The sequence below is a fragment of the Caballeronia grimmiae genome, from assembly GCF_022879615.1.
GTDB lineage: Bacteria > Pseudomonadota > Gammaproteobacteria > Burkholderiales > Burkholderiaceae > Caballeronia > Caballeronia grimmiae.
This window is the reverse complement of sequence record NZ_CP084274.1, coordinates 243,050-255,394: the sequence shown is the minus strand read 5'-3', so window position 1 is coordinate 255,394 and position 12,345 is coordinate 243,050. Positions and strand designations below refer to the sequence as shown.

Below are 12,345 nucleotides of genomic sequence, written 5' to 3'. Positions count from 1 at the left end.
CTCATGAAACTGCTTTTCAGATCGATGCTGCTCGCGCTGCCCGTCGTGCTCGCCGCTTGCGGTGGCGGCGGTGACGACAAAACCTGTGTCTCAGATCTCAGCAACCTGCAAAAGACCTGCGTCTCGCACACAGTTCCCGAGGGCATCTGGTACGGCGCGGCAAACAACGATCTGTCCGTGGCGGCGCAGACCATCGTGCTCGAAACGGGGCAGTACTTCACCGTGTTCACGCGGCAAGGCTCGTTCTCCTGGATGATCGAAGGGACGATGACAGCGTCGAACGGCGCCTTCTCCGATCAGGCGACGGTCGGCGCGATATCGAACGTGATACGCGCCGGCTCGCTGTCGGGCAACTTCTCGACGAAGAGCACGCTCGCAGCGTCCACGAGCCTTTACGTGTTGCCGGACACGGCCGCGACCGCCTTTAACGGCAACTACAGCACGGCCTACGATACGCCGCTCGCGATCAGCGGCGTCGCGCGCACGTGGACCAGCGCATCGGGCGTATCGCCGGTAGCGACGATCACCGTCGCCGCCGACGGCACCGCCAATGGCACAGCCGCCGACGCGCGCGGCACGTGCGCGTTCGCCGGCAGCTTCAAGCCGCGCGCAACGGGCAAGCATCTGCTCGACGGCACGCTCAAGTTCTCGGGCCCGGCGTGTTATCTCGACAACGTATCGGTCGCCGTGGAAGCGACGGTCGTCAACGGCCTGCTCACGGTCGTCGGCGTCACGCCGCAACGCAATGCCGCGTTCTATCTTTCCGCGCAGTAAGCAAGGCCCGCTTTTCGCGTGACTGCATATCCGTAGCATCCTTTCTTCGTTGGGAAGCAAGGATGCCGCTTGTACAGTGACTCCTCTTGGCGCATATCGCCTGGACGGTCACTGTATGACGTTATCTCTCTGGCTCACGCGTTTCCCTTCGCTGATTGCACTGGTTGCGGCATTCGTTTGGCCGATGAGCCATGCTCAGGCCGAAGGCGCCGTGAAGATCGTCGATCAATACGGCATCGGTTCTTTGCTGCTGAAAGTGGCGAAGGATCAGAAGCTGATCGAGAAGCAGGGCGCACGCGCGGGCCTTGCCATCGACGTGCAATGGACCACGCTCTCGGGCGGCGCGGCCGTGAACGACGCGCTGCTGTCCGGCGCGGCGGATATCGCGACGCTCGGCATCGGTCCGCTCATGACCATCTGGGATCGCACGCGCGGGCATCAGGACTTCCGCGCGCTATCGGCGCAAAGCGCGGTGCCGGTGTATCTCGTATCGAACGATCCGCGCATCCGCAGCATCAAGGATATCGGCGAGAAAGACCGCATTGCCGTGGTGTCCGTCGCGGTATCGCAGCAAGGCCGCCTCTTGCAGATGGCGGCGGCGCAGGCGTTCGGCAATGACCACTACGCGCGGCTCGATCGCTTCGAAGTGAACATGCCGCATGCGGACGCTACCACTGCGATGCTCTTGGGCAGCCCCGTCATCGACCTGCACTTCTCGAACGCGCCGTATCAGTACCAGGAACTCGACGATCCAAAGATCCACAAGGTGCTGAGTTCCACCGACATACTCGGCGGACTCGCGACGAGCAGTGTCGCCGTCACATCGGACAAGTGGCGTCGCGACAATCCCAGAACGTATGCCGCCGTGCGCGCGGCGCTCGCCGACGCAGCGAAGCTCATCGAAGCCGACAAGACGCAAGCGGCGGCCATCTACATTCGTCAGGACGGCTCGAAGCTCTCGCCCGCATTCGTCGAACGCATTCTCAACGACAAGGAAGTCAGCTTTGCCACGACGCCGAATAACACGCTGCCGCTGGGCGCATTTCTGTACAAGGTCGGCGTGATCCGGCACGAACCGAAGTCGTGGGGGGATTACTTCTTCGCCGACGATCCGGCCGCGCAGGGCAGTTGAAGCCGGGCGCCTTTTCATCATTCGAAGGGAGACACATTCGTGAATGCAGCCGTTATCGTCAATGACCATGAAGCCGGTGTGAAAGTCAGTCCGCTTTCCGCGCACATCGGTGCGGAAATCAGCGGGGTCGATCTCAGGAAGGCCTTGTCGCGCCCGCAGGTCGAGGCGATACGCGCCGCGCTATTAAAGTGGCGTGTCGTATTTTTCCGCGAGCAGTTCCTGAGCCACGAACAGCATGTCGCGTTCTCTGCACAGTTCGGAGAGCTGACCATCGGGCATCCGGTGTTCGGTCATGTCGATGGACATCCGGAGATTTACTCCATCTCCAAGTTTCGCAAGGCGACGCGATTCGAAGGGCAGGCGTTGCTGCGCCCGTGGACCGGATGGCATACGGATGTGACGGCGGCCGTCAACCCGCCGTTTGCGTCGATACTGCGCGGCGTGACCATTCCGCCCTATGGCGGCGATACGCAGTGGACCAATCTCGTCATCGCCTATGAAAAGCTGTCGGCGCCGTTGCGCGCATTCGTCGATGGCTTGCGTGGCCTGCATCGCTTCGCGCCGCCGCAAGGCGCGAGCGGCACCGAAGCGTTCTCGAAGGCCGTCGACGATCGCACGCTGGTGAGCGAGCATCCGCTCGTGCGCGTGCATCCCGAGACGGGCGAGCGGGCGCTCTACGTGAGCCCGAGTTTCCTGAAGCAGATCGTCGGGCTTTCGCCGCGCGAGAGTCAAGTGTTGCTCGAACTCTTGTGGGAGCACGTGACGCGCCCGGAGTTCACGGTGCGCTTCAAGTGGGAGGCGGGCAGCATCGCGTTCTGGGACAACCGCGCGACTGCACATCTGGCGCCGTCCGATATCTTCGATCTCGACTTCGATCGCCAGCTTTATCGCACGACGCTCGTCGGCGATGTGCCGGTTGGCCCGGATGGCAAGGCGTCCGTCGCGATAGAAGGATCGCCGGTCGGCGCCGCGGCTGCGGTGGCGATGAACTAGACGCGTTGCTCTCGCGCCTGTGTTCATCGCCTGACATCAGGCCAGCGCGATGACCGCGATCTCGACGAGCAACTCAGGCGCCGCGAGCTTGGCCTGCACGGTCGCGCGGGTCGGCGCGTGGCCTTGCGGAACCCATGCTTCCCACACTTCGTTCATGCCGGCGAAGTCGCGGTCGATATCCGCAAGCCACACTTGCGCGGAAACGAGGCGCGTCTTGTCGATGCCGGCTTTCTCCAGAAACGCGTCGATCTTGTCCAGCACTTTTGCGGTCTGAAGTTTCACATCGGGCGTGTGATCGGCGGAAGTCTGGCCGCCGATGAACACGAGGCCCGCCGCCTTGACGACACGGCTCATGCGCTGGTTCGTTTCGATACGTTGGATGTCGGTCATGCATGCTCTCCGTTAAAGAGTGGTTGAGTTAGTGAGTCGCCAGATGACGCGCGCTTGCCGCCGATGCCGTTCCGTGGCGATCGAATCGATCGACCGCGAAGGCATCGAGCGAAATGGATGGCGAGCCGTCGAGCATCAGTTCGGAAACGAGTTGTCCGCAGCCCGGTCCCAACTGGAATCCGCTGCCGCAGTAGCCAAACGAGTAATAGAGATTCGATGCCTTGCGGCTCGCGGATATCACCGGAAGTTCGTCTTCCGTGAACGCCTCGACGCCGGCCCATGCGCGGTTCACGCCGAGATGACGCAGATGCGGGAACAAGTCCGTGACCGTCTGCGCGCTGCGCACTAGGCGAATGAAATCCACTTCGCCATGCCGGTTCGCCAGCTCCGCAATCCCGATCAGCTTGCCGCCGATCACCACCGTCCCGTTGTCGAACTGCTTGAACGATAGCGGCCTGCCCGTTGCGCCGAGCGTCGCGCGGCAGAACGGCGCCACGCGATGCGTGACCATCAGCATCAGTCCTTCCGGATGCACCGGCACCGGTTCGCCGACTTGCTTCGCCAGCTCGCCCGACCACGCGCCCGCCGTGACGAGCAGCTTCTCCGCGCTGAAGGCGCCCTGGGGCGTGTGAGCCAACCAGCGCGTGCCCTGCTGTTCGATGCGGCGCACCGGTGTGCCTTCGAGAAAGCGCACGCCGACCCGTTGCGCCGCGAGCCGGAACGCCGTCGTCGTGCGAAAGGGCAGCGCATAGCCGTCGCGCTCGACCCATATGCCGCCCGTCACGTGCCGCGCGAGCGCCGGTTCGAGTTCCAGCACGGTCTCGCGGTCGATCACCTTTTCATGCGTGAAACCGTGCGATTCCAGCAGCGCAACACGCTTGCGGCAGTCTTCGAGTTCATCGTCGGTTTCGGCGATCTTCAGCTGTCCAGATGGAACGAATCCCCCGTCCTCGCCGATGCGTTCCGTCATGTCATGCCATATCTCACGCGACATCAACGCAAGCGGTATCTCCGGCAGCGGACGCCCGAGCGTGCGTACGCCGCCTGCATTCACGCCTGACGAATGCCGCGCGACGTAGTCCGCTTCGAGCACGAAGATCTTCGCGCCGCGCCGCGCCATATGGAACGCGCTGCTCGTGCCGTGCAGCCCGCCGCCGATCACGAGCACATCGGCTTCCTGTACCGCGCGTGCGTCATTCACCGGCGAGTTCTCCGAGCGTGAGCGGCTTGATCGGCGGACGAATACGGTAATAGCCGACATCGGCGGGCGAGACGCGCCGCGCATCCGCGATGACTTCCGTCACCGTGAGACCGCACATGCGGCCTTGGCACGGCCCCATGCCGCAGCGTCCGAACGATTTCGCCTGATTGGGCCCGACACACCCCAGTTCGACGAACTTGCGCAACTCGCCCGCGGTGACCTCCTCGCAGCGGCACACGATGGTTTCGTTGCGCGGAATGCGGTTGACGTCGCGCGGACGATAGAGGCTGTCGAGAAACGGCCGGATGCGCAGCACGCCCGCCAGCGCACGCCGGATGGCGATGGCTTCCGCATCGCGCTTCGCGTGGCCGACCGCGCCGAGTTGCGCGGCCACGGCCAGGCCCGCGAGCGTGCCCTGCAAGGCCGCCGCCTGCGCGCCGCCGATGCCCGCGCCATCGCCCGCGATGAAGATGCCGGGCACATCCAGCTCGCCCCATTCATCGACCTTGGGCGTGAAGCACAATTGGGCATCGTCCCATCGGTGCGATGCGCGCAATGCCTGCGTGAACTGCGTATTCGGCACGACGCCCTGATGCAGCAGGATCACATCGGCTTCGATGCGATGCGCGGCGCCCTGCGTCGTGAAGCTCAGTGCCGCGGCGCGCTCCACGTTGTCCGTGCCGATGCGCGCTTCCACGCGCAAATCGTCGGCGGCTTCGAAGATCGGCACGCCGGCTTCGCGCAGGGTGCGGATCAGTTGCAGCCCTTTCGACAGGAACGGCCACGCACGCAGCGCCGACAGCATGTGACGCTTCGCGCGCCAGCGATCCTCATGGCGCGTCGTATCGACGAGTGCGCGGATCGGCACGCCGGCACGCACGTATTGCCAGCCGAGCAGATAGAGAAGCGGCCCGCAGCCCGCGAGCACGGGCGGCGCGGCGGGCACTTCGCCCGCGCTTTTCAGGAGGATTTGCGCCGCGCCTGCCGTCAGCACGCCGGGCAGCGTCCAGCCGGGAATCGGGAACGGGCGTTCCAGCGCGCCGCTCGCGAGAATCACGCGCTGCGCGTCGAAGCTGCCGATCTTGCCGTCCTTCAGATAGTTGACGCCGCGCTCGCGCGTGACTTGCCACACGGTCGCGTTGGTCACGTGGCGCGCGCCGGAAGCCGCGAAGGCCTGCGCGATGGATGCCCCCGCCGCGTAATCCGGTCCGAGTATCTGCTTGCGCTGCGCGTCGGCTTTTACGATGCCGCGATAAATCTGCCCGCCGACGGCGTCCTGTTCATCGAGCAACACGGTTCTCAAGCCCGCGCGCGCCGCGACGGTCGCCGCGCTCATGCCAGCGGGGCCCGCGCCGATCACGACGACATCGACGGCTTCGGATGCAAAATCAGCGGCCATGTGCGTTCTCCAGCGGGGCATCGGTCAGATCCATCGGCGGAAGATCGCGTGCGCCTTCCTGCGAGCGAATACGCATGCCGGCCTTCACTTCCACCATGCAGCTCTGGCGGCTCGGCACGCCGTCGATCTCGACGAGGCATTCGAAGCACGCGCCCATCATGCAGTACGGCGCACGCGGTGCGCCCGAGACCGGCGTCGCACGAAACCGCGACACGCCCGCCGCCAGCAACGCGGCCGCCACCGAGCGCCCGCCCGGCACGGACAAACGCTGATCGTTGAACCAGATGTCGATGGGCGCGCCTTCGGCGTTCAGCGGCTTAAACAACGTTGTATGTGAAGTCATGTCGGGATCAGTGTGCAAGTGTCAGCTGCTCGGCGCTTTCGAAACGGCGCGCGGAGAACGTGGGCAGTTCGTCGGGCATCGGCGCGCCCATGACCCACGGCGCGATGCGCATCGCGTGCGCGGCGGCCAGCGTCACGCCGCTATGGCACGTGACGACGAACGCGCCGGGATGCACTTCGGATTCGTTGTAGATCGGGAAGCCATCGGGGCTGTAGACGCGCAGCGCGGCCCACATGCGGACTAGCCGAACGTTCTGCAGCATCGGAAAGGCGCGCACGCCGCGACGTGCGATATCGGCGAGCACGTGCGTTGTCGTGAAGTCGTCAAAGCCGACTTCTTCCATCGAATCGCCGAACTGCAAGCTGCCTTCGTCGGTCTGCCGCACGTTGAGCGTCGGGTAATGAAGGAACGGCGCGACGCGTTCGCTGACCAGCACTTGCCCGCGATTCGGCGCCACCGGCGCATGCATTCCGACGAACGGCGCGAGCGTGCGATTGCCGAGGCCCGCCGCGAGCACCACGCGCGCCGCGCGATACGTGCCGCGTTTGCCGTGCACGACGAAACCGTTCGCCTGCGGCTCGATGCGCTCCGCCCGTTCGCCCGATACGAGCTTGACGCCGCGCGCCTGCATCGCGGCATGCAGCGCACGCAGAAGCTTGAGCGGGTTCACGTGGCCGTCCATCGGCGTATAGCTTGCGCCGAGCACGGCGGGGCCGACTTGCGGAATGCGCGCGCGCACATCGGCGGCATCGAGCATCTCGTAGGGATAGTCGCCAAGTTCGGCCTTCAGCGTCGAGAGGCGCTTCTCGCGTTCGGCGAGTTCGTCGTCGCTGAAGCAGAAATGGAAGCCGCCCGGCTGCTTTAACGCCACGTCGATGCCGCTCTCCTGCAACAGTGCCTCGGCGAGCGCCGGCCAGCGCGTGGCCGAACTGCGCGACCAGCGTGCGTAAGGCGATAACCCGTACCCCTTGCCCTGAATCCAGACGAGTCCGAAGTTGCCGCGCGACGCGCGAAAGCCGCCGTCGTCCTCGTCGAGCACGGTCACGCGTGCACCTTCGCGGGCAAGCCCGTAGGCCACGGCCGAACCGACGAGGCCGCCGCCGAGAACCAGTACGTCGGCGCTGGCGGTGCTTGTGTGTGTCATCGCGCTTCTCCGATCAGAATGCGGTCGAGTCCGACCATGCGGTCGAGCAGAATCATCAGGAGCACCGTGCCGACGATCAGCACCGCCGACACCGATGCGACCAGCGGATCGATGGTCTGCGCGATCTGGTTGTACATGGCGACGGGCAGCGTGGTGGTGCCAGGCGTCGCGACGAAGATGGTCATCGTCAGTTCATCGAAACTCTGGATGAAGGACAGCACCCAGCCGCCCGCCACGCCGGTGCGGATCATCGGCAGGACCACGCGGCGAAAGGCGGTGAAGCGGCTCGCGCCACAGGACAGCGCGGCGCGTTCGGCATCGCGATCCAGCCCGACCGCCGACGACAACGCGAGCCGCAGCGCATACGGCAGCACGATGATCACGTGCGCGCAGACCAGCGACCAGAACGATCCCGACAGGTGCAGCAGCGACAGGAAGCGCAGGAACGCGATGCCGAGCACGACGGCGGGAATCATCATCGGCGAGAGAAAGAAGCTCGTCAGCGCGGCGCGGCCCGGAAAGCGATAGCGTGCGATGGCGAGCGCGGCGGGCACCGCGAGCAGCACGCCGATGGTCGCCGCCGCGAACGCGAGACGCACCGAGAGCCAGAACGCCGCGACGATGTCGCCGTTCTCGATGATCGCGCGGAACCAGCGCAGCGACGCGCCTTCGAAGGGCATCGAAATGAAGCCCTTGTCGGTGAACGCGACGAGCATCACGACCGCGAGCGGCGCAATGATGAACGAGAGGAAGAAGGCGTTATAGACGAGGCCGAGTATGCCGTTCTGTTTCATGGGAGTCCTCTCGCGCTCAGTCGAAGATGTGCTTGAAGCGGCGTTCCGCGAGACGGCTGCAGCCCATCACGATCGCCACGTTAGCGATCAGCAGCAGCACCGCGATGCTCGCGCCGAGCGGCCAGTTAAGCGTGCCGAGGAACTCGTCGTACGCGGCGGTGGCGACCACTTTCAGGCGTCGTCCGCCGATCAGCGCAGGCGTCGCGAAAGCCGATGCTGACAGCGCGAACACGATGATCGATCCCGACAGCACGCCCGGCATGATCTGCGGCAGCACCACGCGGCGAAACACCGCGAAAGACGAGCCGCCGAGCGAGCGGCCGGCCCATTCGACCTGACTGTCCAGCTTCTGCATGTTCGCCCACACGGACATCACCATGAACGGCACCAGCACATGTGTCAGCGCGATGATCATGCCGGTCATCGTGAAGACGAGGCGGATCGGTTCGTCCGTGATGTGCAGCGCCTGCAGCACGTTGTTGAGCACGCCGTTGTTGCCGAGCAGGATCTGCCAGCCGAGCGTGCGCACGACGACGGAAATCAGGAGCGGGCCGAGCACGATGAGCAGGCACAGCGACTGCCACGGCCGCTTCATGCGCGCAAGCACGATGGTCTCCGGCACGCCGAGCACGATCGACAGCAACGTGACGGCGAATGCGAGGCCGGCGGTGCGCAGGAAGATCGTGCCATAGTACGGATCGCTAACGACTTCCCAGTAATTCGACAGCGTGAAGGCGCTCTGCACGCCGGCGGTATCGCTGAACACGCGAAACGAGAGCATCAGCGTGAGCAGCAGGGGCACCAGCAACAGGCCGATGAAGAGCAGCAGCGCGGGACCGGACAACAGCCAGGGCGCGGCGCCCGGACGGGTGTCGTCAAGCGTGGCCATGAGCGCCTCCGGCCGTGTCTTGCGTGAGCACGCGCAGGTCGTCGTCGGTCCAGTCGAGACCGACTTCATCGCCTTCCTCGGGCGGCGGCGCGCCGTGATTCGGCTGCGCGACACGCAGCTTGCCGAGGTGTGTCTCCACTTCGAGCAGCCATTGATTGCCGACGAACACCCGCGTCGCGATGCGTCCGCGCACGCGGGCATCGCCATTGGCGAGATGCAGTTTTTCGGGGCGGATGTAGACGTTCACCGCGCCATCCACATGACGGCCTTCGTGCGGAACGTGCAGCGTCGCGCCCGCAACCGACACTTCCGCGCAACGCGGATTGCGCCGCAGCACTTCGCCGGCGAACGCATTGGTGCGGCCGAGAAACGTCGATGCGAACGGCGTCGCGGGGCGTTCGTAGGCGTCGTAGGGCGTGCTCAGTTGCGCGATGGTGCCGCGATGCATCACCGCGATGCGATCGCTCATGGTCATCGCTTCGACCTGATCGTGCGTGACGAGGATCGTCGTGATGCCGAGCCGCTTCTGAATACCGCGCAACTCGATGTGCATCTCTTCGCGCAGCTTGGCATCGAGGTTCGACATCGGTTCGTCGAGCAGCAGCAGTTCCGGCTCCATCGCAATCGCACGGGCAATGGCCACGCGCTGCCGCTGCCCGCCCGACAGTTCCTTCGGATAGCGATGCCCGAGGCCGTTGAGGCGAACGAGCGCGAGCGCCTCGGCGACGCGCGCTTCACGCTCCTTGCGCTTGACCTTGCGCATCTCGAGTCCGAAGCCGACATTGCCCGCCACCGTCATATGCGGAAAGAGCGCATAGCTCTGAAACACGACGCCGATGCCGCGCTTCTCCGGACGCTCGTGCGTGATGTCGCGGCCATCGAGCAGAATGCGGCCCGTGGTCGGCGTCACGAACCCCGCCACCATTTGCAGCGTCGTCGTCTTGCCGCAGCCCGAAGGCCCGAGCAGCGACAGCAGTTCGCCGCGTTCGACAGAAAGATCGAGCTGCTCGATCGCGGTGAAATCGCCGTAGCGTTTCGAAATGCCCTGCAAAGTCAGGAAGGCCATGCGCCTTGCTCCTTCATCGAGTCACGTGCACGAGGCGGGCGGGGAATCAGCGTTCGACCGAACGATTCCAGCGCTCCGTCCATTCCGTGCGATGCTGGTTGATGCTCGTCCAGTCCATCGCGGTCAGCTTGCCGATCTGCTCCGGGCCGTAAGGCACGCGCGCCGCGATCTCCGGGGTGAGCTTGACCGTCTTGTTGACCGGACCGAGGCCGATGGCTTGCGCCTGCATCGTCTGCACTTCCGGGGTCAGCAGGTATTGCACGAATTGCTGCGACAGTTGCGGCTGCGCGTTCTCGGCGAGCGTGCATGCGGCCACCTGCAACGCGACCGCGCCTTCCTTCGGGTAGATGAACTTGAGCGGAAAGCCCGTGTTTTGCAGGGCGACCGCGCGGCCGCTGCCATACGGCGCGACGATCACGTCGCCGGACTGCATGTGGCCGTCCATTTCGCCGGGCGTCGGCGCCCACGAAAGCACGTTCGGCGCGACTTGCTTCGTCATCGCGCTGAAGCCGGGATCGATGTTCTTTTCGCCGCCGCCGTTCATGCGCGCGAGCATCACGAGGGTATGCAGGCCATACGTATTCGTGATCGGCGGCACGCCCAGCTTGCCCTTGATGCGTGCGTCCGACAGCACCTTCCACGAATCGGGCGGCGGCAGGCCCGCCTTCTTGAACGCTTCCTCGTTGTAGCCGATGCCCGTCGCCACCATGCCGACGCCGACCGCCGTCGGACCGAGCTTCGCAAGCGGATAAAGATCGTTCATCACGGGCGCGTCTTCGACCTTCGCGCACAAGCCGAGCTGCATCGCCTGATACATGGGACCGTCGTCCATCACCGCGACGTTGATTTGCTGATGCCCTTTCTGCGCCTGGAGCTTCGCGAGCGTATCGCTCGAATTGCCCGCGACGTAGACGATCTTCACGTTATGCGCCTTCTCGAACGGCGGTATCACCTTCTGCCGATACAACTGCTCGTTCGAGCCGCCGACGTTCGCCACGTAGAGCGTGGTTTCGGCGTGTGCGAGAAGCGGGGCAGCCAGCGAAAGCGCCGCGATGGCGGTGCGGGCAGGGGCGGAAAGACGGCGATGCAGCGCTCTTTTCATGACGACGATCTCCAGTACCGGTATGTGTGGGGGACTTTGCAGCCTGTCGTTGAGATGCAGTGTCGCGCCGGCGTGTCATATCGTCCAATACGAATAAAATACCTATCCATGCAGGAATGATATGGACCATGGTTATTCCGATGAGGGAAAACGCGCATGAACCTGAAGCACATCGAGGCCTTTCGCGCGGTGATGGTCTCGGGATCGATGACCGCCGCAGCCAAGGCGCTGTTCACGTCGCAGCCAAACGTGAGCCGGCTGATTTCGCAGCTTGAACGCGATACCGGCCTGCAGCTTTTTCAGCGCAGCGGCGTGCGTCTGATACCGACAAGCGAAGGCACGGCATTCTTCCGCGAAGTCGAGCGCGCGTTCGTGGGCCTGCAAGGGCTCGCCAATGCCGCCGCGCAAATACGCAATCTGGGCAGCGGGCGTCTGCGCATTGCGGCGATGCCATCCGCGGGCATGACGCTCGTGCCGCACGCGATCAAACGATTCGTCGCGCAGTTTCCGGAAGTCACGGTGTCGCTGCACGTGAATACGTCGGGCACCGTCAATCACTGGACTGCTTCGCAGTTCTGCGATCTTGGCGTCGCGGTCTATGTCAGCGAGGCGTCCGATTGCGAGGTCGAGCAGTTATCGAGTGTCGCAGCCGTCTGTGTGATGCCGGCGTCGCATCGGCTGGCGGCGAAGCGCAGCATCAAGCCCGAAGATCTCGAAGGCGAATCGTTCATCTCGCTGTGTCATGGCGACGGCACGCGCGCATTGATGGACGAGGTATTCCAGCGCGCCGGCGTCGAACGCGTGCTCGCGATCGAAGCGCAATACACCGCCATTAGCTGCGAAATGGTCAGGCACGGCATGGGCGTGACGCTCGCGCATCCGATCGTCGCGCGGGACTTTGCGGGACCGGAAATCGCCATTCGTCCGTTTCTTCCGGCCACGCTTTTCCCGACATATCTGCTGTTTCCGCCGCATCGGCCGCGCGAGCGGCTTACTTCGGCGTTCGTCGAAATCCTGCGCCAGTTGCATTACGAGCTGCTCGCAGAAGTGGTCCCGCCCCGGCGCGGCGCGCGGGCATCGCGTTGAACCTGGCGCGTGATGTTTCGTGGGCGAATGCG

General features: G+C 64.6%; 13 protein-coding genes. 4 read left to right on the top strand and 9 right to left on the bottom strand.

Features of this window, described 5'->3' with window-relative positions; genetic code table 11:
- Positions 1 to 3: 3 nt before the first annotated feature.
- From LDZ21_RS24580 to LDZ21_RS24570, 3 genes are all read left to right on the top strand, one after another.
- Positions 4 to 774, top strand: a complete 771-nt coding sequence (locus LDZ21_RS24580; RefSeq protein WP_244797236.1) for a hypothetical protein — start codon at positions 4 to 6, stop codon at positions 772 to 774.
- A 115-nt stretch (positions 775 to 889) separates the two neighbouring features.
- Entirely contained in the window at positions 890 to 1,906 is a 1,017-nt protein-coding gene (locus tag LDZ21_RS24575; RefSeq protein ID WP_244797235.1) for an ABC transporter substrate-binding protein, read from the top strand.
- Positions 1,907 to 1,945: 39 nt separating this feature from the next.
- Complete coding sequence (locus tag LDZ21_RS24570) at positions 1,946 to 2,899, top strand: TauD/TfdA dioxygenase family protein (protein WP_244797234.1); 954 nt, start codon at positions 1,946 to 1,948, stop codon at positions 2,897 to 2,899.
- A gap of 36 nt (positions 2,900 to 2,935) precedes the next feature.
- Here the strand turns inward: LDZ21_RS24570 and LDZ21_RS24565 are convergent, their stop codons facing one another.
- The 9 genes from LDZ21_RS24565 to LDZ21_RS24525 are packed head-to-tail and all read right to left on the bottom strand — an operon-like array spanning position 2,936 to position 11,227.
- Positions 2,936 to 3,289 (bottom strand): RidA family protein, encoded by a 354-nt coding sequence (locus LDZ21_RS24565; RefSeq protein ID WP_035962505.1) that lies wholly within the window; start codon positions 3,287 to 3,289, stop codon positions 2,936 to 2,938.
- A gap of 28 nt (positions 3,290 to 3,317) precedes the next feature.
- Positions 3,318 to 4,490, bottom strand: coding sequence for an NAD(P)/FAD-dependent oxidoreductase (locus LDZ21_RS24560; RefSeq protein WP_244797233.1), 1,173 nt, complete (start codon positions 4,488 to 4,490; stop codon positions 3,318 to 3,320).
- Positions 4,483 to 5,889: an NAD(P)/FAD-dependent oxidoreductase gene (locus LDZ21_RS24555; RefSeq protein ID WP_244797232.1), complete on the bottom strand. Its 1,407-nt coding sequence runs from the start codon at positions 5,887 to 5,889 to the stop codon at positions 4,483 to 4,485. Before LDZ21_RS24555 ends, LDZ21_RS24560 begins: the two co-directional genes overlap by 8 nt.
- On the bottom strand, positions 5,879 to 6,232 hold the full coding sequence (locus tag LDZ21_RS24550; RefSeq protein ID WP_035962723.1) for a (2Fe-2S)-binding protein: 354 nt from the start codon (positions 6,230 to 6,232) through the stop codon (positions 5,879 to 5,881). Before LDZ21_RS24550 ends, LDZ21_RS24555 begins: the two co-directional genes overlap by 11 nt.
- A 7-nt stretch (positions 6,233 to 6,239) precedes the next feature.
- On the bottom strand, positions 6,240 to 7,376 hold the full coding sequence (locus tag LDZ21_RS24545) for an NAD(P)/FAD-dependent oxidoreductase (RefSeq protein WP_244797231.1): 1,137 nt from the start codon (positions 7,374 to 7,376) through the stop codon (positions 6,240 to 6,242).
- Complete coding sequence (locus tag LDZ21_RS24540) at positions 7,373 to 8,170, bottom strand: ABC transporter permease (RefSeq protein ID WP_244797230.1); 798 nt, start codon at positions 8,168 to 8,170, stop codon at positions 7,373 to 7,375. The genes LDZ21_RS24545 and LDZ21_RS24540 overlap by 4 nt, the downstream gene beginning before the upstream one ends.
- A 16-nt stretch (positions 8,171 to 8,186) precedes the next feature.
- Positions 8,187 to 9,059 carry an ABC transporter permease gene (locus LDZ21_RS24535; protein WP_244797229.1) on the bottom strand — a complete coding sequence of 291 codons (873 nt, stop codon included), beginning with the start codon at positions 9,057 to 9,059 and terminating at the stop codon, positions 8,187 to 8,189.
- The gene (locus LDZ21_RS24530; protein WP_035962512.1) at positions 9,046 to 10,125 is read right to left on the bottom strand and encodes an ABC transporter ATP-binding protein; all 1,080 of its coding nucleotides are present in this window, start codon (positions 10,123 to 10,125) and stop codon (positions 9,046 to 9,048) included. Before LDZ21_RS24530 ends, LDZ21_RS24535 begins: the two co-directional genes overlap by 14 nt.
- 46 nt (positions 10,126 to 10,171) lie before the next feature.
- Entirely contained in the window at positions 10,172 to 11,227 is a 1,056-nt protein-coding gene (locus LDZ21_RS24525) for an ABC transporter substrate-binding protein (RefSeq protein ID WP_244797228.1), read from the bottom strand.
- Positions 11,228 to 11,383: 156 nt separating this feature from the next.
- Between LDZ21_RS24525 and LDZ21_RS24520 the strand changes: the two genes are divergently transcribed.
- On the top strand, positions 11,384 to 12,313 hold the full coding sequence (locus LDZ21_RS24520; protein ID WP_244797227.1) for a LysR substrate-binding domain-containing protein: 930 nt from the start codon (positions 11,384 to 11,386) through the stop codon (positions 12,311 to 12,313).
- Positions 12,314 to 12,345: the final 32 nt, after the last annotated feature.

Coding starts and splice junctions, on each gene's coding strand:
- LDZ21_RS24540 (WP_244797230.1), bottom strand. CDS start 8,170: ATGAAACAGAACGGCATACTCGGCCTCGTCTATAACGCCTTCTTCCTC.
- LDZ21_RS24550 (WP_035962723.1), bottom strand. CDS start 6,232: ATGACTTCACATACAACGTTGTTTAAGCCGCTGAACGCCGAAGGCGCG.
- LDZ21_RS24535 (WP_244797229.1), bottom strand. CDS start 9,059: ATGGCCACGCTTGACGACACCCGTCCGGGCGCCGCGCCCTGGCTGTTG.
- LDZ21_RS24575 (WP_244797235.1), top strand. CDS start 890: ATGACGTTATCTCTCTGGCTCACGCGTTTCCCTTCGCTGATTGCACTG.
- LDZ21_RS24580 (WP_244797236.1), top strand. CDS start 4: ATGAAACTGCTTTTCAGATCGATGCTGCTCGCGCTGCCCGTCGTGCTC.
- LDZ21_RS24545 (WP_244797231.1), bottom strand. CDS start 7,376: ATGACACACACAAGCACCGCCAGCGCCGACGTACTGGTTCTCGGCGGC.
- LDZ21_RS24555 (WP_244797232.1), bottom strand. CDS start 5,889: ATGGCCGCTGATTTTGCATCCGAAGCCGTCGATGTCGTCGTGATCGGC.
- LDZ21_RS24520 (WP_244797227.1), top strand. CDS start 11,384: ATGAACCTGAAGCACATCGAGGCCTTTCGCGCGGTGATGGTCTCGGGA.
- LDZ21_RS24530 (WP_035962512.1), bottom strand. CDS start 10,125: ATGGCCTTCCTGACTTTGCAGGGCATTTCGAAACGCTACGGCGATTTC.
- LDZ21_RS24525 (WP_244797228.1), bottom strand. CDS start 11,227: ATGAAAAGAGCGCTGCATCGCCGTCTTTCCGCCCCTGCCCGCACCGCC.
- LDZ21_RS24565 (WP_035962505.1), bottom strand. CDS start 3,289: ATGACCGACATCCAACGTATCGAAACGAACCAGCGCATGAGCCGTGTC.